18 protein-coding genes are annotated in these 18,646 nt (G+C 62.5%); 12 read left to right on the top strand and 6 right to left on the bottom strand.

Features of this window, described 5'->3' with window-relative positions; genetic code table 11:
- Positions 1 to 1,094: 1,094 nt before the first annotated feature.
- The 4 genes from KTAU_RS14525 to KTAU_RS14510 all read left to right on the top strand — a co-directional run bounded on the left by KTAU_RS14525 (position 1,095) and on the right by KTAU_RS14510 (position 4,673).
- Positions 1,095 to 1,994 carry a hypothetical protein gene (locus tag KTAU_RS14525; RefSeq protein ID WP_151729049.1) on the top strand — a complete coding sequence of 300 codons (900 nt, stop codon included), beginning with the start codon at positions 1,095 to 1,097 and terminating at the stop codon, positions 1,992 to 1,994.
- Between the two features lie 330 nt (positions 1,995 to 2,324).
- Complete coding sequence (locus KTAU_RS14520; protein ID WP_151729048.1) at positions 2,325 to 2,768, top strand: hypothetical protein; 444 nt, start codon at positions 2,325 to 2,327, stop codon at positions 2,766 to 2,768.
- A gap of 97 nt (positions 2,769 to 2,865) precedes the next feature.
- Complete coding sequence (locus KTAU_RS14515; RefSeq protein ID WP_228026475.1) at positions 2,866 to 3,510, top strand: LLM class flavin-dependent oxidoreductase; 645 nt, start codon at positions 2,866 to 2,868, stop codon at positions 3,508 to 3,510.
- 305 nt (positions 3,511 to 3,815) lie between these two features.
- The gene (locus KTAU_RS14510; protein ID WP_151729047.1) at positions 3,816 to 4,673 is read left to right on the top strand and encodes a zinc ribbon domain-containing protein; all 858 of its coding nucleotides are present in this window, start codon (positions 3,816 to 3,818) and stop codon (positions 4,671 to 4,673) included.
- Between the two features lie 77 nt (positions 4,674 to 4,750).
- Here the strand turns inward: KTAU_RS14510 and KTAU_RS14505 are convergent, their stop codons facing one another.
- Positions 4,751 to 5,872: a winged helix DNA-binding domain-containing protein gene (locus KTAU_RS14505; protein WP_151729046.1), complete on the bottom strand. Its 1,122-nt coding sequence runs from the start codon at positions 5,870 to 5,872 to the stop codon at positions 4,751 to 4,753.
- A 283-nt stretch (positions 5,873 to 6,155) separates the two neighbouring features.
- Here KTAU_RS14505 and KTAU_RS14500 point away from each other — a divergent pair, with 283 nt between their 5' ends.
- The 4 genes from KTAU_RS14500 to crcB (KTAU_RS14485) are packed head-to-tail and all read left to right on the top strand — an operon-like array spanning position 6,156 to position 8,866.
- A complete protein-coding gene (locus tag KTAU_RS14500) occupies positions 6,156 to 7,523 on the top strand; it encodes a DUF190 domain-containing protein (RefSeq protein WP_170293308.1) in 1,368 nt (455 codons plus the stop codon).
- A gap of 19 nt (positions 7,524 to 7,542) precedes the next feature.
- Complete coding sequence (locus tag KTAU_RS14495) at positions 7,543 to 7,899, top strand: DUF190 domain-containing protein (RefSeq protein ID WP_170293307.1); 357 nt, start codon at positions 7,543 to 7,545, stop codon at positions 7,897 to 7,899.
- Complete coding sequence (gene crcB, locus KTAU_RS14490) at positions 7,896 to 8,282, top strand: fluoride efflux transporter CrcB (RefSeq protein WP_151729043.1); 387 nt, start codon at positions 7,896 to 7,898, stop codon at positions 8,280 to 8,282. Before KTAU_RS14495 ends, crcB (KTAU_RS14490) begins: the two co-directional genes overlap by 4 nt.
- Positions 8,282 to 8,866, top strand: a complete 585-nt coding sequence (crcB, locus tag KTAU_RS14485) for a fluoride efflux transporter CrcB (protein ID WP_228026474.1) — start codon at positions 8,282 to 8,284, stop codon at positions 8,864 to 8,866. Before crcB (KTAU_RS14490) ends, crcB (KTAU_RS14485) begins: the two co-directional genes overlap by 1 nt.
- 11 nt (positions 8,867 to 8,877) lie before the next feature.
- Here crcB (KTAU_RS14485) and KTAU_RS14480 read toward each other — a convergent pair whose 3' ends face one another.
- Together KTAU_RS14480 and KTAU_RS14475 are read right to left on the bottom strand one after the other, a co-directional pair.
- A complete protein-coding gene (locus KTAU_RS14480; RefSeq protein WP_151729041.1) occupies positions 8,878 to 10,788 on the bottom strand; it encodes a copper resistance protein CopC in 1,911 nt (636 codons plus the stop codon).
- 153 nt (positions 10,789 to 10,941) lie between these two features.
- Positions 10,942 to 11,691 (bottom strand): hypothetical protein, encoded by a 750-nt coding sequence (locus KTAU_RS14475; protein ID WP_151729040.1) that lies wholly within the window; start codon positions 11,689 to 11,691, stop codon positions 10,942 to 10,944.
- 614 nt (positions 11,692 to 12,305) lie between these two features.
- On the opposite strand from KTAU_RS14475, the gene KTAU_RS14470 reads away from it, so the two are divergent.
- From KTAU_RS14470 to KTAU_RS14455, 4 genes are all read left to right on the top strand, one after another.
- Complete coding sequence (locus tag KTAU_RS14470; protein ID WP_170293306.1) at positions 12,306 to 12,773, top strand: Zn-ribbon domain-containing OB-fold protein; 468 nt, start codon at positions 12,306 to 12,308, stop codon at positions 12,771 to 12,773.
- Between the two features lie 64 nt (positions 12,774 to 12,837).
- Positions 12,838 to 13,644 (top strand): enoyl-CoA hydratase-related protein, encoded by an 807-nt coding sequence (locus KTAU_RS14465; RefSeq protein ID WP_069804530.1) that lies wholly within the window; start codon positions 12,838 to 12,840, stop codon positions 13,642 to 13,644.
- A 79-nt stretch (positions 13,645 to 13,723) separates the two neighbouring features.
- Complete coding sequence (locus KTAU_RS14460; protein ID WP_151729038.1) at positions 13,724 to 14,890, top strand: thiolase family protein; 1,167 nt, start codon at positions 13,724 to 13,726, stop codon at positions 14,888 to 14,890.
- Between the two features lie 247 nt (positions 14,891 to 15,137).
- On the top strand, positions 15,138 to 16,127 hold the full coding sequence (locus tag KTAU_RS14455) for an alpha/beta hydrolase (RefSeq protein ID WP_151729037.1): 990 nt from the start codon (positions 15,138 to 15,140) through the stop codon (positions 16,125 to 16,127).
- Positions 16,128 to 16,148: 21 nt separating this feature from the next.
- Here the strand turns inward: KTAU_RS14455 and KTAU_RS14450 are convergent, their stop codons facing one another.
- Genes KTAU_RS14450 through KTAU_RS14440 form a run of 3 tightly spaced genes read right to left on the bottom strand, consistent with a single transcriptional unit; the run spans position 16,149 to position 18,607 of the window.
- Positions 16,149 to 17,285 (bottom strand): methyltransferase domain-containing protein, encoded by a 1,137-nt coding sequence (locus KTAU_RS14450; RefSeq protein ID WP_170293305.1) that lies wholly within the window; start codon positions 17,283 to 17,285, stop codon positions 16,149 to 16,151.
- Between the two features lie 41 nt (positions 17,286 to 17,326).
- Entirely contained in the window at positions 17,327 to 18,343 is a 1,017-nt protein-coding gene (locus KTAU_RS14445; RefSeq protein WP_151729035.1) for an MvdC/MvdD family ATP grasp protein, read from the bottom strand.
- Positions 18,344 to 18,607 carry a hypothetical protein gene (locus tag KTAU_RS14440; protein WP_069804535.1) on the bottom strand — a complete coding sequence of 88 codons (264 nt, stop codon included), beginning with the start codon at positions 18,605 to 18,607 and terminating at the stop codon, positions 18,344 to 18,346.
- Positions 18,608 to 18,646 lie beyond the last annotated feature (39 nt).

Here is an 18,646-nt window from a genome sequence, read left to right as displayed (position 1 = left end):
CAACGGTCAAATCCTGTTAAGTGAGGATGCTGGTCCCCTCACCAACGAGCACTTCTCAGGGATGGCAAGCCTCTGTTCAACCTGCTCACAGTCAAGGAAGGCTGGTATGGTTTTCATGCGCAACACATTCACAATATCGTTTCTCCGCTTCCGGCGCAGAGGTGCCCCTCTCTTTGCTCTAGCTCTCGCTGCGCTGTGCATCGCACTCTCCGTGACCCCGGCGCACGCGGCATCAGTGGTGCTTGCTGCTGGCACGCCACCATCCGGCTTTTCAGTCAGCGGGGCCATTACTGAGATCGCCTCTCCCGCCGCATACCAAGGGCCAAATGTACGCTTTTTCGACCTCTCACATGAACTGTTGCGGATTCCCCAGCCCCACTATTATGTGGTATCTGGCAGCCTGAAGGGAGGGAACTACCTCTACCTCTATGAGTTGAATGCGTCCCGTGGCTCAGCTGCAGCGTCCATTGAGGTAGCGATCAATTCCGTTGCACACACACAACTCATTGAAGTGGGGGTACCGACCCCTGCAAGCGTCGCGCTGGCTACCCATTCAGCCACGGCAACCAGCGCAGTGCAGTCAACGAGTCAACGGCACGGCCAGCCAGTGGAGCAGTTGATCACGTGCCTATGGTACAGCCCTACACCCGCTCTACCTCTGGCTATTACCAGACCACCTGGTATGACCCACCGGGCTTTGTCATGAACTGGGTGCAAGATCACATGAATTTCACGTATGACGGAACATACGTGGATTCGGCCTCCTACTGGGATGCCTGGTTCGATCAATGGGACGGGTGGTATCAGGCCCAGCATAGCAATGGATACTATTGGGGTTCTAACTACACCAGTATAACCGCCTGGACTTATGCGGTCCACGAGAACGATGTGTTCTGCGCGCTCCAAAGCACATACGTGACCTACAGCGATAACAATTTGGTCGCGCACGGGTCAGGAAGCGTCGGCGGGTATGTGTCAACGTGGGACAGCGGAGGCTGCTCTTCCTGGCTACACTACGACTCATTCGTTAGTGGCGGCGCGTAGGTGCAGGCGCAGATACTGCCTCACTCTGGCTTGGGAAAGGGAACACTCTTATGTACAGGCAAAGTATCATGCGGGCATGTGTGGCCGCGCTCGCGCTCATGGCCCTTGTTCTTGGCGCAGGAGTCGCCCAGGCAGCCCCAGCTACTCCTACGTGTGGCATGACTCGCAGCGTCCCAATGATCGTCGGTCCAGTTCACTGCATCACGTCTCCGCAGGTCTATCGGACACCGAATGCCCAGTTCTTCGATCTCACGCGCTTGCCGCTCCACCTTCTCGCACCGAGCTACTACGTTGTAGACGGCCAGGCCGTCGGCAGCCACTACGAATACGCTTATGACTTGCACGCATCCCACGGGTCAGTGGTCGCAGCCATCGAAGTGGCAATTGATCCTGTTGCGCATACCGAGCTGATCGAGGTTGGCGTACCGGCGGCAGACTCATCAACCGCTCCACAAGCGCCCGCGACAGGCGGATCTGCTGCCACCTCAGAGACAACAGGGCCGGCACGGGGAAGCGCAGTCTCCCCGTTGTTTTCCCCTCGCTCGACCTCAGGCTTCTACCGGACGGTCTGGTCCGCTCCACTCGGCAGCGAGGTCAACGAGGTGAAGGATATCATCAACTTCCGCTATGACGGCACCTATGTTGATTCCTTCAATGGATCGGACTATCGTTGGTGGGCCACCGCGGTTGGTCTTGGGTGGAGTGAGCAGTCCCATTCGATTGGATCGTATTATAGTAACAACGATACTCAGGGCACCGTCTGGACCTACGACCACTTCTATAGTGGCTCCTATTGCTGGCCGCTGGGGGGGTCGGACGTCTACTATTCTGATAACTACGTCTATGGCTTTGGAACAGGCGACGTTGGAGGACATGTGAGCACCTGGCAAGATGGGAACTGCTCTGGGACACTGAGCTATTACACACAGGTCGGTGGTGGTGGCAGCTGATCCGCTTCGTGTCCAGTCGTGTCTAGGGGGACATTCGCTAAGAGCCCCTGACAAAACTCTGGTTGTGCACCATAGTGGATGTCGCTTCCGAAGCTGTACCGTCAGAGCTTGGTTAGGCGCTCCCTCTCAAGCATCGTTTGGTCGGCGAATGAGGCAAGGGAAGTCATGAGTAAAAAGCGTGGTTCGGCTCACTTCCTTGCTGGTCAAGGCTGGTATGAGACAAGAAGAAGACAGGACCAGGCTTGCCGCGCGGAATGAGAAACAGGTGCAACCATCGAATCTCATCTGGTACAGCTCTGAAAGGCGCTGTTTCATCAGGAGGTCTGCAACATGAGAACACTCCAGCGGATCGAGGGTCTGAGCGGTGCATTTGCCAGCATCCTGGGGCTGGCGGCCCTCCTCGTCGTGATCTTTGCACCACTTGGCACGTATGGCCGCACCAGCACCATAGTGGTCACCCCTGGATCGGGACCAGGCACGGCTGGCCCGACGACCACTCGGTCGGTCAGTCTGGTAGCAACAGGCATCTCGGCAACGGCGGCATACTTCCTTGCCTTCATCGCGCTCGTGATCCTTGGCATTGGCATCAGCGCAATCGTGCACAGCCAGACCCATTCTAACGCATGGCGGGCGATCCTGTGGCTCACCACTGCTTTGCTCCTGGCTGGTGTCGTCGTCGCGATACTGAGTGTCGGCCCCTTCCTCTTGCCAAGTCTGCTCCTGGCTTTAGTAGCGTCGGTGCTGGCCGGCCTCAATCGGCCCATGGCAGCCTAGCAGGGGGGAGACTGCTCCTCTGCCGAGGACTGTTTTTGGCAGCCCAAGTGGCCCACGCAAGGAAGAAAGGAGAGACAAGCAAACGATACACTTCAGGGTGATTGTCCCGCAAGGCTGGCGCCTGGACCTGGTGGCTGTCTCTGATCCCGTGGAGGCCTATGAGGCGATGACGCGCGTCGCCCGTGAGGCGGAAACCCTCGGTTTCCGCTCGATCTGGCTCTACAACCACTTTCATACAATCCCTGTTCCCACGCAAGAGGTGACCTTCGAAGCGTGGATGTCTACCGCCGCCCTGGCGCGCGATACGCAGCATGTCCGTATCGGACAGATTGTAATCTGCAATAGCTACCGCTATCCAGCCCTGCTGGCCAAGATGGCTAGTACGGTCGATGTGCTGAGCCACGGTCGCTTGATCTTGGGGATCGGCGCCGGCTGGTATGAGCAGGAGTATCGCGCTTACGGTTACGAGTTCCCTTCTACTGCCGAGCGCCTGGCACGCCTGGGCGAGGCGCTCCAGGTGCTGCGGGCCATGTGGACCCAGGAGGAGGCCTATTTCGAGGGCCGCTATTATCAGGTGCGCGGGGCCATCAATCAGCCCAAGGGCGTGCAGCGTCCGCCTATCCCGATCTTGATCGGCGGCTGGCAAGAATCTATTGGCAAGGGAATGATTCGGAGATTTTGCACTCTAGCCTGCGAAAGCACACTTTCTCCTCACTGCATTGACAAAGCAGCAAGCAGATGATATTATCAAGAAACACTACTGATGCTTACCGCGATGGAAGGGCAGACGCCAGCGAGCTGCTCAGAGCGGAACGGGTAGTGCCTTGACGCCTTCGTGGTAGCTCGCCCGGCTGTCTTGTTGTCGTGGGGAAGGTACCTCTATTGTCTCTCCACGCTCACTTTGTTCCCCCGCCCACAGCCAGAGCGCGCCACATATACTTTGGATCGATAAAATACGATTTTCAGGTTTTCCTAGCTTTTCCTTCTTTAGCTGACAAGTTGCAGGAATAGAGAGATGCAGACAATGCTTACCAAGGAAGTGTGATCATGTTCTGTACTCACTGTGGCGCCGTTAATGTCGAGGAAGCCTCTTGCTGTCAGCAGTGTGGTCAGCCCTTGCCTGCTGCCACGCCAGCTTCAACCACTACTCCCCCCCTCGCTGTGGCCAGCGAGAGTGAGCAGACCTCATCATTGTCCGCCGGCCAGGAGGCAGCGAATCAGGCAGATCGGAAACTGGCCTCAGAGGCGACGCTCTCTCATCAGTCACAGCCCTCTGCTTCGCTCACGAGTGGCATTGGCATTCCCAAGTCGCCAGCCGGGTCTGCGACTACCGCCAGGAGCCAGATGGTTTCTGGTCCCGCTCGTACACAGCCGGAGTGGCCACTCAGGACTCTGGTTGCCCACGGCATCATGCCTTTGCGGCGAGATCAGGCGAGTATAGTGATGATTGGGGGCTGTGCGGCCTGCCTGCTCGGCTTTTTCTTGCCCTGGATTGAGTTGCAAGGATTTGAGCCTCTCTTGCCATCGCAGTTTGCCGTTAGTGGCGCACAGATTGGGCTTATGACCTGGTTGCCATTCCTGGCACTGATATTGCAGGCGGCTCTCCTCACCGGGGAGCCGTGGCTGCTGAAGAATAATCCGCGCTTGATTGTCTGGTTGCCGGCGCTTCCCCTGATCACGGGGGCATTCGCTCTGGCGATCGCTGTCTATACTCTTGGCATCTGTTTCCGCCTGGATGGGCTGCTCTCCTCTGGAGATCTGCTTGGGACCTCCCCAACGAATGCAGAGTTAGCGATTGTGGCTGGACCAGGCGCCTATCTGACCCTGATCGGCAGCCTGATGGTGCTGGCAGCAGGGTCCTATCGGCTGGTCCAGCTGCTGCTGCGGGCCCGCTTCTCACAATAATGGCCTCTGACCCCGAGCAGGCGATGGGGAGTTGGGGCGACCTGGCCTGAGCTGACCTGGCTGGGTGAGCTACCTGGTCAGGGAGGCTTCAGGATCTCTACCTCAGCCCGCTCAGCCTCAGCTTCAGGGGAGAGAAAGGCCAGCAGGCGTTCACCTTCGGCTACAAGTTCATCGCGCTGACCCACTGCTAACGAGACAAACGGGGTGATGAGGAGCTTGTGCTGGCCACGCTGGCGTTGAACGCTCCAGGTGCCGGCAACGAAGCCGTCGACAAGAATAGTAGGCAAAACACGCCCGGGCGGTAAGAGAACAGCCCGGCGGTAGGCAGCGGGCAGGACGCGCTCGCGATTGGCATGAGCGAGCAGCAGATTATCGAATTCAGGCAGGAAGCGTAGCGGGGCAGGCAGATCCTCCGGCGGCAATGGCTGGTTTGGGAGATCAAAGAGTTCCTGGCCCTGCTCATCGCGGTAGCAGCAGAGATCGGTGCGTAGTGAGCGGACCAGCGAGGCCAGGCCCGTCAGACCCGACCAGGTCTGCAGGTCGTTGAGGCTGGCCGGCCCAAAGGCCGCCAGGTAGCGCCGTACCAGCAGGCGTAGACCCTCCTCGGGCGGCCATGGCTCTCCTTCTTCACGAAGCCAGTCGAAGGCAGTAGCATAGTGCGGGTTGTTGCTGAAGCCCCAGGCACCTTGATCGGGGACCTGGACCAGAGGAAGCTGCATGCGCACGAGATAGGCGATGTGGGCCGGCTCCAGCTCAGGAAAACGCTCGGCCAGACGCTGACGGAGGACTGCGAAGGTAGCAGGACCTTCCCGCAGCAGGCTTCGCGCCTCCTCCACGACAGCAGCCTGGATGGCAGGATCTCCTCCTCGACGAAAGAAGGACTGGAGCGAGCGAGTGAGAGCCGGCTGTAGAGCCAGACGGAAGCGCAAATAGTCGGCAGCGCTCACCAGATGTAGAGTGGCGCGCATCAGGGTGGCACGGACGATCTTCCGCTGCTGAAGAAGATGAAGCAGCTCCTGATGATGAAAATTGCGCAGACGTGTCCAGAGTCCTATAAACGGCGGAGCAGGCAGCTGGGCCTGCAGGCCAACCAGGTGCTCACTGGCTTCCAACGGAGACACCTCAACCCGCTCCAGGAGGCACTGGCGGGCCAGCGTGGCGCGATTGAGCTGACGCCGATTCAGGACAGGCTTGGTCATTGACCGACAAGATCCTCCCTTTTTCCTTCTTTCTTTCTGAGATTATTCTTTCTCATTCTCTTCCAGGTGGAAAGCGTGCATCAGGCCAGGCCGGCTCTTGAGGCCCGCTGGGAGAGAGCATTGCCTCCGACCTTCGCTCTATGCTATCCTGCAAACAAGACTTGGCGATGCGGGGCGACGAGTGCTGATGCATTCCTCACCCCGCTCAGGCTAGCGAGTGAAACAACGATCAGAGAGAGGATACGCTGGCAGAAGAGGAGAGCGAGACCAGAGAGGGGAAACTGTGCGCCCTGAAAAAGCCCAGGTTCTTACCATTTACCTTGGCGAATCGGATCAATGGCACGGGCAGCCGCTCTACGTCGCCATGCTGCAGTTGCTGCGCGAGGAGGGCTGCGCTGGGGCCACAGCCATGCGGGCGATAGCTGGCTACGGTGCAAGCGCGCGTCTGCATGCGAGTCAGGGGCTACGCTGGTCTTCGGATGCGAGCATCGTCATCCAGGTCATCGATCAACCAGCGCGCATCGACCGTCTGCTCCCGCGCCTGAGCGCCATGCTGCGCGGCGGTCTGATCACCCTGCACGAGACCGAGGTGGTTCACGTAACACCACCCCTGCTCTCGGGATTGCCGGCCCGTCGTCCGGTGCGTCAGGCCATGACCACACACTTGACCACTGTTGAACCGGAGACGCCATTGGCCCAGGTACTCACACTTTTGCTGCAGGCGCCATTCCGGGCCCTGCCAGTTGTCGACCGGGAGCAGCATCTCCTCGGCCTCATTACCACCGGTGACCTGATCAGGACGGGCGCCCTGCCGCTGCGTCGCGGTCTGGTGCGCACGGCGCTCGCGCTGGATGAGACAACCGCCGAGCAGATGCGCACCCCGTTGACGCAGGCGGGACAGAGCGCGCGTACAGCAGCAGACGTCATGAATCGTCAGGTGCGCACAGTGCGCCCTGAGCAATCGCTGCGCGAGGCGGCCCATCTCATGGTGGAGACGGGTCTGCGCCGTTTGCCAGTCGTGGAGCGCGATAAGCGACTGGTTGGCATGCTCTCACGCACAGACCTGCTGCGCGCAGCGGCCACCAGTCCCCTGGCAAGCGAAGCCGAGGAGAGGGAGTCAGCGCCAACGGGCGGCGTCACGAGGCAGGCCAACAGCTCCGCCGCCTCGGCGCCGGTCAGGGACTATCTGCGCTCCGAGGTGGCTACCGTGCATGAGGATGCGCCGCTGACGGAGGTGTTTGAGGCCCTCCTGCAGTCGCCGCTGAAGCGCGTGGTGGTCATTGACGATGGGCAGCATGTTCGGGGAATCATCAGCGATGTCGATCTGCTGGCGAGCTTGCAGGAGGAGCTGCGTCCCCGTCTCTTGTCCTGGTTGAGCGGACTGGCACGGGGTCGGGAGCAGCACGTCTCTGGCGCCAGCACCTCTTTAGGCCCTCAGCTGCATCGCGCCGGGCGCGCGGGCGAAGTTATGAACCGCACAGTGGTGACCGTGCCTGCCACAGCGACGGTCTCAGAAGCTATTGCTCTGATGATGAGAACGGGCCGGAAGGTGCTGCCAGTGGTGGATGATGATGGGCGCCTTGTTGGGATCGTGGGTCGCTCTGATCTGCTGCGTGTCCTCCTGGAAGATGGTGATGATGCTTCATACTAACGGTTCTGGTTGCGGAACAATGCAGCCGCAGCCATTCCCCAGGGCGGGGAAACGGCTGCGGATCTTTGTGGGCGAGGCCGAGGAGTGGCAGGGTCGGCCTCTCTATCGAGCCATCCTGGAAGCAGCCCAGCGCCACCAGATGGCCGGGGCTACGGTCTTGCGTGGCATTGAGGGCTTCGGGCCAGATCATCACCTGGTCAGTGAGCGTCTGCCCGATATTGCCGATAACCTGCCTTTGTTGATCGAGCTGGTTGACAGTGAGGAGCAGATAGGGCGCTTCCTGCCCGTGGTGCAGAGGATGGTGAGTCACGGTCTGATTACTGTGACGCCGGTGACGATGGTGTCCCTGTCAACCTGGCAGGAGTGGCCACGATGACGCTGCTGGCATTCGGGCAGTTGCTGGCCACAGGACTGGCGGGAGCTGTCGGAGCGTTGAGCCGTTATGTGCTCGGGCGCTTTATTGCGGAGCGGGTGACGACGGCCTTTCCGCTGGGGACGCTGGTGATCAATCTGACCGGGGCTTTCGCCATTGGGCTGGTGTTCGGGCTGACGACGGAACATGTGCTTAATGCGGCGCTCCAGGGCGTGCTGGCCACCGGCTTTCTGGGAGGCTACACGACCTTCAGTACGATGAGCTGGGAAGGGGTTGAGCTGCTGCGCGGTGGCAGTAGCTGGTTGGGCCTGTTCTATCTGGCCGGCAGTGTGCTGCTGGGCTTGCTGGCCGCGGCCTGTGGTCTGGCCCTGGGGAGGTGGCTCTAGTGGCTCAGGGACTTTCGGCACGGCGGCGTCTGGGGGCGGTCGCCCTGGGCGGCTTCTGCGGGACGCTGGCGCGGGCTTCGCTCAGTCCCCTCTTGCAAGCCTGCTTTGGCAAGAGTTGGCCGTACGATATTTTGCTGATCAATCTCAGCGGCGCTCTTGCTCTGGCACTGGTCACGGTCCTGGCGGAGGCCACTTTTCTGATTGGGCCTACCCGCCGCCTGTTGATGGCGGTTGGCTTTTTGGGGGCTTATACGACTTTCAGCAGCCTGGCTCTGGGGGATGTCTTGCTTTTGGCCGCCGGGCGCTGGCTGGCGGCGGTGCTTTACCTGCTCCTGAGCCTGGGTGGTGGCATAGCGGCGGTGCTGCTCGGCACCTGGCTGGGAGAGCGCTGCCTGGCCCTGCGGCGTTGGTGGCACGGGCGCCGTGCGCGCCAATCACGGCCCCGGACCAGGTCCTCGCCGGGCCGGCTGTCGGTGGCCGGTCAGACGCAGGCTGGGCGGGCGACAGCCAGGACCTCAGCCGGTCCGGCTGCGCCGCCGTCAACGATCCAGTCCAACCCCGGCCCGCGGGACGAGCCTTCGTAAGCGGGGCCAGCTCAGAATCTTCCTGGGGCCGCGATGGTCAGATTGAAGGTAGCGCTGACGTCGTCGAAGCCGAGGCGTCTGACAATCAGCGTGAGCTGCCAGTGGCCACTCATGCTGATGACGCTGGCGACAGCGCGGTAGCGGCCCGGTTGGCCCGCGATCGGACGAAGAGGGATCTCCTGGATGCCCATCGTCATATCGGTCATGGTGCAACGCAGAATGAGGCTGTCGTTCGGTCCGAGCCTGAGCGGGCGACCTGTGCTATCACGCAGGTCGACGGCGAACGTATTGGTACCCACCTGGCCAGGATTGATGATGAAGCTGTAGTTGAGGTCTCCCATGTGCCCCAGATAGAGTGCAGGCCCCTGGCTGGAGCCGGAGCCGGCGGCCACGCTGGCCACAGGCGGGCTGAGACTGGTCAGGACGCCTACGACGATTAGGAGCAGCACGGCCAGTGTGCCTTCCCAGCGTAGGGCGCGTACAAAGAGGCGCTGCAGACGCCCGGCAGCCAGCGAGGCGGCACCACGTTCACGGTCGGGCTGACGAGCCAGACGCCGCAGGCGAGGCCCGATGAAGAGACCATTGAGTCCCCCCAACAGGAGAAGCAAGGCGAAAGCCAGCGTCTTGCCCAGCAAAGCCCGCCCGTAGTCGCTGCTGAAGAGGGCCGCCGGCGAGGGCAGGAGCAAGAGGGCCTCCAGTCCGCCAGCCAGAGCCAGCAACAGCACCGCTGGTATCGCCAGCCGGGTAAAGCGACCGATCAGACCAGCCAGCAGGCGTGTGCGGTCTCCGGTGCCTGGTCTGAGCTTGCCCAGAGCCGGGGGCAGCAGGATCATTAGTCCCAGTAGCGTGCCGATCCAGATGGCACTTGCCGCCAGATGGAGCAGGTTGAGCGGCAACAAGAGCAGCGCCTGGCGACTGGCAGCAGCGTGTGAGTTGAGGATCTCGGTGAGCATGAGCAGACCGGCCAGCGGTAGCAGTCCTTTGAGTGGCCAGCTGCGCCACCAGCCATACCGACGGCGCAGCAGCACGATCCAACAGCCCCAGACGAGCAGCAGCGGCCCCAGACGGGCGAGCCAGAGGGTGCCGAAACGACTGCGGACGATCTCGCCGAGCATGCCCCCATTGCTGAGCAGTTGCCAGGGAGGCAGGCCGCTGAAGATCCAGCCTTGATAGCACCAGAAAGCCAGCCAGCCGAGGCTGAGGGCGAGCAGGATCGCCAGCAGGTAGATCTTGCTGAGGCGCTGCATCAGCTGCTCAGCTGCCGCCAGTTCTGGCCCGACCTCTTTCCTGATTCGGATAACGGTAGGGCGCCAGATGAGGAGCAGCAAGAGAGGAAGACCGGCCAGGGCACAGAGGCTGAGGATATTGAGCCAGCGCGTGCCCACGCTCCAGAGAGTGAGGTTGGCACTGGTGGGAGCGAACTGGTTGAGCAGGGCATCGGTATTGGTAGGCAGCGGGCCAGCCCCGACAACGAAGCTGAAGCTGCCTGTGACCTCGTGACCATCGTCGGCAGAGACGTTGTGGAAGAGGACGGTATAGGCCCCGTCGGGTAGATGCGGAGGAAGGTCAACGACCAGTGCATACGGGTCACCAGGCACCGCCCGGCTGTCGCGGAGGTCGACACGCTGCCGCCGCTGGTTCCAGACCTGCAGCTCACTGAAGGCCGGTTCGATACGCTCGGTAAACCAGACTTTGACCTGGCGCGGGGCCTGCCCACTGGGTAAGCGGACATTGGCGGCGGGAATGCTATGATCATACTGGGCATGCAGAGGGTGCAGGGCACGCGCCTGGGCGTTCCCCGGCACTAAGGCCAGGCCCAGGCCCAGTACGCAGAGCGTTCCCCACCACAAGAGCAGGCGGTGCACCCTCGCTCGCCAGGAGTAGATCCTTCTGCCTGAGTTACGGCCTCGCCGATGCATCATATTTGCTCTTCCAAGAGGGCTCAGGCGCTCCAGTCTTGCTTGACCACGGCCCGGCCCCCCTCCGCTGAGCCAACGCCTGGAGCGCCTGAGCCATACTACGACGCCAGAGAGAGGGAAAGGACGTATGTGGGTGGGTCTTGAGATCAGCCTGGCTTAGCCGCGCAGGCGTTCCTCTAGCGCTGGGGACGCCTCACCGCTGCGGCCCATGCTCGCAGAGGGCGCAGCGCGGCGCCAGGCAATGAGTGCGAACAGGAGTCCTCCCAGCCCCAAGAGCGTCCCGGCCACTCCCAGGCCAGTGGCCAGCGTGGCGCGGCTCTCCACCGCCTGGAGCTGGTCAGCGGTGGGCGATGTGGACGGGGCCGCGCTACTGGTACTGACCTGCGCCGGGTAGGTGGGAAGCACCTCGACGTCGCTGAAGGTGTTGGGGCCACTGGTGAAATATTCATCTATCTTAAGACCCTCCAGTGTCCCAAAGATATGGAAAGTATAGGTACCAGGATGGGTGGGCATGAAATAGGCCACATATTTGCCTGGCTGGCCCCAGCGCGCTTCAATGGGAACGCTGAGCGGGCTGGAGGAGCCAAAGCGCACCTCGAATTTGAGGGTCTTCTCGGCCCCAACGACAGGATTGGCCAGCGTTGGACCAGTGCTCGGATTCATACCGCTCATTCCATTCTGCTGGTTAGTGGTATAGGTGCATGTGCTTCCTCTGCAAATGGTGAGATCCAGGCTGTTCAGTTGTTGTGCATAGGCCGGCTCGTTGAGGAAGCCGACGATGAAGGTATAAGGGCCAACGTGGCGGCGCTCGTGGGCCGCCGCCACGCTTGTGGTCAAGAGCAAGCAGACAAGGGCCAGACTGAGAGCCAGCGCTCCTATGCGTAGCAGTCTCCTAATGAAAGCCATGAGACGATACTCCTTCCTCCCCTGCCGGGCTGATGATCTTCTGCTGGCTAAGCACGCACTTAAAGAGACACCGGCACTGATACGCTCATGGTGCCCGTGTTCTTCAGTTCAGCAGGTAAGAGAGAAGCGGCTGGCAGCAGAACGACGCTACCATCCCTGCCCTCTGAGCGATCTCCCTGGCCTATGGCCGCTGGCCAGAGAGATCGCCAGGCCGCCTCAGCTTTTGGTTGGAGGGTCGCCGCCAGGCCAGGGGTCAACCTGGGGGATCACGCTTACCTGCCATCTCTGTCTGTTGACAGAGAAGAGCATAGGGCAAAGGCAGAGACTTGTGTATTGGGAGTATGCCCTATTCTGGCCAGCAGCAGGCCCTACGGCTTTTTCCCAGGGAGTAAGCGCTTTGAGGGGATGCCCTCGGCCCTCCTTCGGCATTCTACCGGAAGGAAGGCAACCGAGGCGGTCTTTGCCAGGCCGAGGATGGCAAAAATGACAGCCGAAAAGCAGGGCGAGCAGGTGACAACTCAGGCTCAGCCACGCTTTAGAGGACCTGGCCCAGCCTTCCACAGACGGCCATCTTCTGGTTATACTGAGAAAGCAAGGAAGGAGGTTCCATGAAGATGGCCGACAGCAGCCGCTCTAGCTCAGAGCACCCCTTTCCCCCCCCGAAGCCCGTTCCCATCCCTGACGAGGCCTCGCGCCCCTTCTTCGCCGGGGCCAGAGAGCGACAGCTGATGCTGCAGCGCTGCAGCGCCTGTGGTCGCTGGCTCTGGCCGGTCAAGGCGCGCTGCCCCGAGTGCTGGAGTCCGGCCCTGAACTGGACGCCAGCCAGCGGCAAAGGCACCCTCTACAGCTTCGCCCTCATGCACCAGCTCTATCATCCCGCCTTCGCCAGCGAGCTGCCCTACATCATCGCCGCCATCGACCTGGCCGAGGGCGTGCGCATCACCAGCACCATCGTCGGCTGCTCGCCAGACGAGCTGCGCATCGGCATGCCTCTGGAGGTTACCTTTGAACAGCTCAGTGAGGAGATCACGCTTCCCAAGTTCCGGCCCGCTGCCAGACCGGGCGGGGACAGCGACCAGTGAAGTGAGCAGGGTAGTCCGGTCGGTCGATAGGCCCGTCAACTGTTTTTGATGCGAGGAGGCACCAGTGACGAACTATCAATATGTGCTCTACGAGAAGAAAGATCATGTCGCCTATGTAACCATCAATCGCCCCGAGGTGATGAACGCCCTCCACGCCGCGGCCAACCAGGAGCTGACGGCGGTCTTCCGCGACTTTGTGGCCGATGAAGCGGCCTGGGTGGCCATCCTCACCGGAGCGGGCGAGCGCGCTTTCTGCGCCGGCAACGACCTGAAGGCAACGGCAGAGGCGACCGCCCGTGGCGAGGCACCCCTGACGAGCCGCCAGCAGCAGGATGGGGAGCCGGTCTATTTCGGCGGACTGATCGGGCTGCACTGCCCGAAGCCGATCATTGCCGCCGTCAATGGCGTCGCCGCCGGCGGCGGTTTCGAGCTGGCCCTGGCTTGCGACCTGATCATCGCTGCCGAGCAGGCCCGCTTTGCCTTGCCGGAGCCGCGCGTTGGCCTGATCGCCGCCGCCGGTGGCATGCACCGCCTGCCGCAGCAGCTTCCGCTCAAGATCGCGATGGGCCTGCTTCTGACGGGCAAGTGGCTCTCCGCCCAGGAGGCCGCTCACTACGGCCTGGTGAATGAGGTGGTGCCGCTGGAACGCCTGCGCGAAACGGCGGAGCGCTGGGCCGCTGAGATCCTGGAGTGCTCTCCTTTGAGCGTGCGCCTGACCAAAGAGTCGGTGCTGGCCGGCCTGGGACGCCCAATCGAGGAGGCGATGGCTGCCGACCAGGAACGGCTGCGCCTCCTGCTGGCCTCCGAGGACTTCCGCGAGGGGCCGCGCGCCTTCGTCGAGAAGCGGAAGCCTCAATGGAAAGGACGCTAGGAGCCAGCCAGTGACCAGAACTGGCTGAGAGCAACGCTTCTGACCACGCAAGCAGAAAGAGGCTGGAGCATATCCCCTGATGAGCATCAAAGGCAAATGTGCCATTGCCGGCCTGGGCATGACGGCAATGGGCAAAATCTACGGGCGCAGCGCCAGCGACTTCGCCATTGAGGCCGTTGAGCTGGCCCTGCAGGATGCCGGTCTGACGAAGGCCGAGGTCGATGGCCTTCTGATCAACGCCAATCTCTCACGCGAGATGCAGCTCGGACTACAGACGGCGCTGGGCCTGGAGAATCTGCGCCTGCTCAACGTTATGAGCGCCTACGGAGCCACCGCGGGTACGCTGATCCAGTATGCGACGATGGCCATCATCCACGGCCTGGCCAATGTTGTGGTGTTGGTTTTTGCCGACGCCCCTCTCAAGCCAACGCGGGGCGCTGGCGCCGCCTACGGGGCCGATCTGCTCTCGTTGCGGGGCATGGAGGGTCTGCTGGCGGCCTACGGCATCTTCGGTCCCATTCCTGGCTACGCCCTGGCCGCGCGGCGCCACATGCACCTCTTTGGCACTACTAGCGAACAGCTTGGCGCGATCGCCATTGCTCAACGGCGTTGGGCCCAGATGAATCCTGCCGCCCAGATGCGAACGCCGCTGACAATGGAGGAGTATCTGGCCTCGCGCTATGTCGTCGAGCCATTGCGCCTCTACGACTGCTGTCTGGTCTCTAACGGCGGCATCGCCGTGGTGATCACCTCTGCCGAACGCGCCCGCCAGCTGCGCCAGCCGCCGGTCTACATTCTCGGTCTGGGGCAGGCCGCCCCCGGCGGCGATGAGCGCACCGACCGTGAGCCTGGCATCTATACGGGAGCAAAGCAGTCGGGCGAGACGGCCCTGCGCATGGCCGGTATCGAGCTGAAGGATATCGATATCTGCGAGATCTACGATTGCTACACCTATACGGTGCTGGTGACGCTGGAGGACTACGGCTTCTGCGCCAAAGGCGAGGGCGGGGCCTTTGTGGCCGACGGCAAGCTGGGGCCTGGCGGATCGCTGCCGACCAATACGGGCGGCGGCCAGCTCTCGGCGTACTATATGTGGGGCTTTACGCCGCTCTCAGAGGCGATCATCCAGGCGCGGGGCCAGGCTGGCGAGCGCCAGGTACCCAAACACGACCTGATCCTGGTGAGCGGCAACGGCGGCATCTTGCAATATCACTCGACGACGATCCTGGGAACGCAGCCCGGCTGAGTGGAACGGCTGCGCGAGCCGGTCCAGACGCCGGTGTACCAGTGAGACGACCCCCTGATCGTCCAGCGCTGTGCGGGGTAGAGCGCACTCTTTCCTTTAGCTCATGCCCGCCCAGAGACGACTTCCGGCCAGTCAGTGGTGATTGGCCAGCTTTTCCTTGATCTCAGTCAGGGCCCCGCCCTGCGTCAAGCCAGCGCGGGGCCAATCACTCCCTCAGCGAGGATCGCTAGAAAGAGGAGAGCCGAAGATGGATCTGACCCGTGTCTACGACCCTGAATTGCTGCCTCCCCTGGAGATCTTCCTCTCTCAGCCGCAACTGAACTGGGAGAACCTGCCGGCCTCGCGCGCGCTGCTGCAGGAGGCGATGCAGCAGGTTAAGGCCAGCTTCCCCGATTCGCCCAATATTCTGAAAGAAGACCACCAGGTCCCAGGCCCAGAGGGGGCGCCCGCGGTACCCGTGCGCCTCTACCGCCCCAAGGGCGAGCCGGCTCCTCTGCCTGGCCTGCTCTGGATTCATGGCGGTGGCTACGTGATCGGCAGCGTCGAGCAGGATGACTTGCTGGCCCAGCACCTGGCCGAGAGCGTCGGCTGCCTGGTGGCTTCGGTCGACTATCGCCTGGCCCCCGAGCATCCTTTCCCGGCAGGAGTAGAGGACTGCTATGCGGCGCTGAAATGGCTGGCCACGCACGCCGATGAGCTGGCGGTCGATCGCACGCGCCTGGCCATCGCTGGCGCCAGCGCCGGCGGCGGCCTGACCGCGGCCCTGGCTCTGCTCACCCGTGATCGCGGCGAGGTGCCGCTGGTCTTCCAACTGCTGATTTACCCGATGCTCGACGATCGCGATGCGACGCGCTCGACGGAGCTGTTCGCGGAGGCCCCGATCTGGAACCGCGAGGATAACCGCCGCGGCTGGAGGGCCTACCTGGGCGAGGCAGCAGGCGGTCCCACAGTCTCACCCTACGCGGCGGCGGCCCGGGCCCAGGATCTGCGCGGTCTGCCTCCGGCGTTTATGGCCGTCGGCGCGGCAGAGATCTTCCTCGACGAGGACGTCGACTACGCGCTGCGTCTGGCGCACGCCGGCGTGCCCGTCGAGCTGCAGGTCTACCCACGCGCTTATCACGCCTGGGATGGTATCGCCCCCGCTTCGCGCCTGGCCCAGCAGTTCGTGGCCAACCGCGATCGGGCCTTGCGCGAGGCCCTGCATCCACGCAGCCAGGCCCGCGCTCAGCAAGGTTAAGCAGGCAGCGCACAGCGCTCTTTAGCTGTTGAGCTGGAGCTGGCAGGTACCATCAGCGGCCACTTCGAGCGTGTAGTCCTCCAGAGAGGGCTCGCCGGCGGCCAGCCACTGCTCGCGCAGTCGCAGGACCTGCGACCAGAGAGGGTGCGCCCCGTAGACTTCGACGCGCCAGTGTACAGGTCGCGGCCCCTCGGCGGCAGGCACCAGAAGCAGGAGGCTCTCTTGCCAGTGCAGGCCCGTTCCGAGACCTCGCCCGGGCACCGGGTAGAGACGGCGCTCAACGCCCGGTAGATGGCGCTCCAGCCAGAGGGCGAAGGCCGACTCGTAGAGCAGCTCGTAGCTCTCTAGATCGGTCTCAGCCTCCTCCCGGCGCGGCTGTTCGCGCCAGGAGGCTAGCTCTCTGATGCGGTGGACCCTGGTGGGCGCTGCTGGCTCTTCTTCTCGCAGATGCATAAAGAAGGCTGGCGTTCGCAGCAGGCGGCCCTCCAGGCGATCCGGCGCCACTTTCACCAGGCGGAAGAGCGGCGTCGTTAGTGGACGAAGCAGGTCGCCCACGATGATCCCTTGCGGGGCCAGTTGCTCGCGCCAGGCCGGCGGGATGCGCGGATAGCTGCCGGTCGCGATGATGCGATCATAGGGGGCCGCCGGGCCGTAGCCCTGAAGCCCGTCAGCGGTTACCACCTGGACGCGCTCACCGTAGCCGGCCAGCCGCAGGCGCTCGGCAGCCAGGGCCGTGATCTCCTCATCAATATCGAGCGTCACCACCTGGCCTCCGGGGGCCACCAGCTCGGCCAGCAGGGCAGCGTTGTAGCCGGTGCCGGTCCCAATCTCCAGGACGCGCATACCCGGCTGTAGCGCCAGGGCTTCCAGCATGGCGGCCATAATCGATGGCATGCTGGAGGAGGAGATCGGGCGTCCCAGCTCGTCGACCTTGGTCACCAGGGCCTGATCACGGTAGACAAGAGACCGCGCCTCCTGCCGCGTCCAAACGCCGGGCTGCTCTTGCCGACAGTAGAGCGGCACAAAGTGGGCCCGCGAGACCTTGAGGAGCGCGCGGCGCACGGCTGGCGCCAGAGGATAGCCGCGCGTCTCCTCAATGCTGTTCACTAGCTCTCGACGCTCCTCGTCTTCAGTCGTTGCCGCCATAAGATCATCCACCAGAAAACTCCTTCCATCCGTATCTGCTACGACGGGTCTGCTCATTGTAACTGCACCAGTGGCCCCTCGCAGGGAAGGGCAAGGCCCTCCTTGCCAGAGCTGAGCACCTGGGCAATGGTTGCCGCAAAAGGCAGGCCCGTCTCCACCTCCAGCCATTCCCACTGCCCACCCGGATTACACTCCAGAAAGACGTAGTCGCCCTCGGGGGTCACGATCAGGTCGAGCGCCCCAAAGACCAGGCCCAGCCGCTGCACGAGCGCGACACAGCGCCTGGCCACGGCCTCGGGCAGGCTATAAGGCCGATAGCGTACCTGATAGCAGGCTGCTCGCCAGTCAAGGCGTGCCGCCTCCAGCTCTTGCGAGTCAATGCGGACAGCCAGCAGCGCCTGGCCGATAACAGTGGCGCGCACCTCGTAGGCTTTCTCGATGAGCGGCTGGAAGAGATGGGCCGTCAGGCGCACCTGTTCCAGTTCGGCCAGCCGCTCGCGCCCGACCCGACTGGTAAAAATCAGATGATAGCGGTCGCCGCCGCCGGGCAGAAAGTTGCCATGCAGGGTCTTGTAGATCATCTGCTCATGGCAGACCTCGAAGAAGAAGCTGCGCACGGCGCTGGGGTCGTTGGTAATGAGGGTTGCCGGTACGCGCAGGCCGACCTCCTGGGCGAGCTTGAGCTGGAGGGGTTTGAAACTGGCGCGCCGCTGGGCGTCCAGGGAGTTGACCCACAGGCAGTCAAGGCTACGTAGCACGCCTCCGAAGCCACGATAGGCTTCATTCTCAAGGAAGAGCTGGATCAGCTCAGGAAAGTCCTCACGCACCTGATAGTGATGGGGGCGACGCACATAGATGCTACGAATGGCCTCCAGGTCATAGCGCTTGCCCTGGTAGCAAAAGGAGCCGCTCCAGCTGGCATCACGCAAGAGGGCAGCCAGGGTGACCGCCTGGGGGAAGGCCGCCGTATCGAGCACAAGGGCCGCGCAGCCGCAGCGCTGTAAAGCATGTTGGACGCGCCGGGCAGTGCTGTCGCCTGGGTAGCTAAGGATAAGGACGTATGGTTCCATCTAGTCGTCGTACTCCATGTCGAACTCCTCGTTGTGTAAGGGATTGGGCGACGAGGAGTCATGACCGGTCGTGTGGTAGAAGGTGATCGATGGCTCGGGCTTTCCCCCTTTGCCACCTTCATCCTCCTCGCCCCCGCCGTTGCCGACGAGGGGAATGCGACGCTCCTGGGCAAAGAAGAAGGCAAAGGGGCCGTTGGCTGGCAGGGCCAGCGCTTCAGCAGGAAGGGGCAGCTGTCTGGAGGCTTCAAGTGGTCGTTTCAGCATCCTGGATTTGCCTGCCTTTCGTCTCGTTGCCGCTCCGGC

It is taken from the genome of Thermogemmatispora aurantia, from assembly GCF_008974285.1.
Lineage (GTDB): Bacteria > Chloroflexota > Ktedonobacteria > Ktedonobacterales > Ktedonobacteraceae > Thermogemmatispora > Thermogemmatispora aurantia.
This window is presented reverse-complemented; position numbering and strand designations above follow the sequence as displayed.

What these genes read in the sequence shown, in the direction of transcription:
- crcB (WP_151729043.1), top strand. Translation starts at nt 7,896, where the DNA reads ATGACGCTGCTGGCATTCGGGCAGTTGCTGGCCACAGGACTGGCGGGA.
- KTAU_RS14520 (WP_151729048.1), top strand. Translation starts at nt 2,325, where the DNA reads ATGAGAACACTCCAGCGGATCGAGGGTCTGAGCGGTGCATTTGCCAGC.
- KTAU_RS14525 (WP_151729049.1), top strand. Translation starts at nt 1,095, where the DNA reads ATGTACAGGCAAAGTATCATGCGGGCATGTGTGGCCGCGCTCGCGCTC.
- KTAU_RS14440 (WP_069804535.1), bottom strand. Translation starts at nt 18,607, where the DNA reads ATGCTGAAACGACCACTTGAAGCCTCCAGACAGCTGCCCCTTCCTGCT.
- KTAU_RS14510 (WP_151729047.1), top strand. Translation starts at nt 3,816, where the DNA reads ATGTTCTGTACTCACTGTGGCGCCGTTAATGTCGAGGAAGCCTCTTGC.
- KTAU_RS14460 (WP_151729038.1), top strand. Translation starts at nt 13,724, where the DNA reads ATGAGCATCAAAGGCAAATGTGCCATTGCCGGCCTGGGCATGACGGCA.
- KTAU_RS14505 (WP_151729046.1), bottom strand. Translation starts at nt 5,872, where the DNA reads ATGACCAAGCCTGTCCTGAATCGGCGTCAGCTCAATCGCGCCACGCTG.
- KTAU_RS14480 (WP_151729041.1), bottom strand. Translation starts at nt 10,788, where the DNA reads ATGATGCATCGGCGAGGCCGTAACTCAGGCAGAAGGATCTACTCCTGG.
- KTAU_RS14495 (WP_170293307.1), top strand. Translation starts at nt 7,543, where the DNA reads ATGCAGCCGCAGCCATTCCCCAGGGCGGGGAAACGGCTGCGGATCTTT.
- KTAU_RS14455 (WP_151729037.1), top strand. Translation starts at nt 15,138, where the DNA reads ATGGATCTGACCCGTGTCTACGACCCTGAATTGCTGCCTCCCCTGGAG.
- KTAU_RS14445 (WP_151729035.1), bottom strand. Translation starts at nt 18,343, where the DNA reads ATGGAACCATACGTCCTTATCCTTAGCTACCCAGGCGACAGCACTGCC.
- KTAU_RS14470 (WP_170293306.1), top strand. Translation starts at nt 12,306, where the DNA reads ATGGCCGACAGCAGCCGCTCTAGCTCAGAGCACCCCTTTCCCCCCCCG.
- KTAU_RS14475 (WP_151729040.1), bottom strand. Translation starts at nt 11,691, where the DNA reads ATGGCTTTCATTAGGAGACTGCTACGCATAGGAGCGCTGGCTCTCAGT.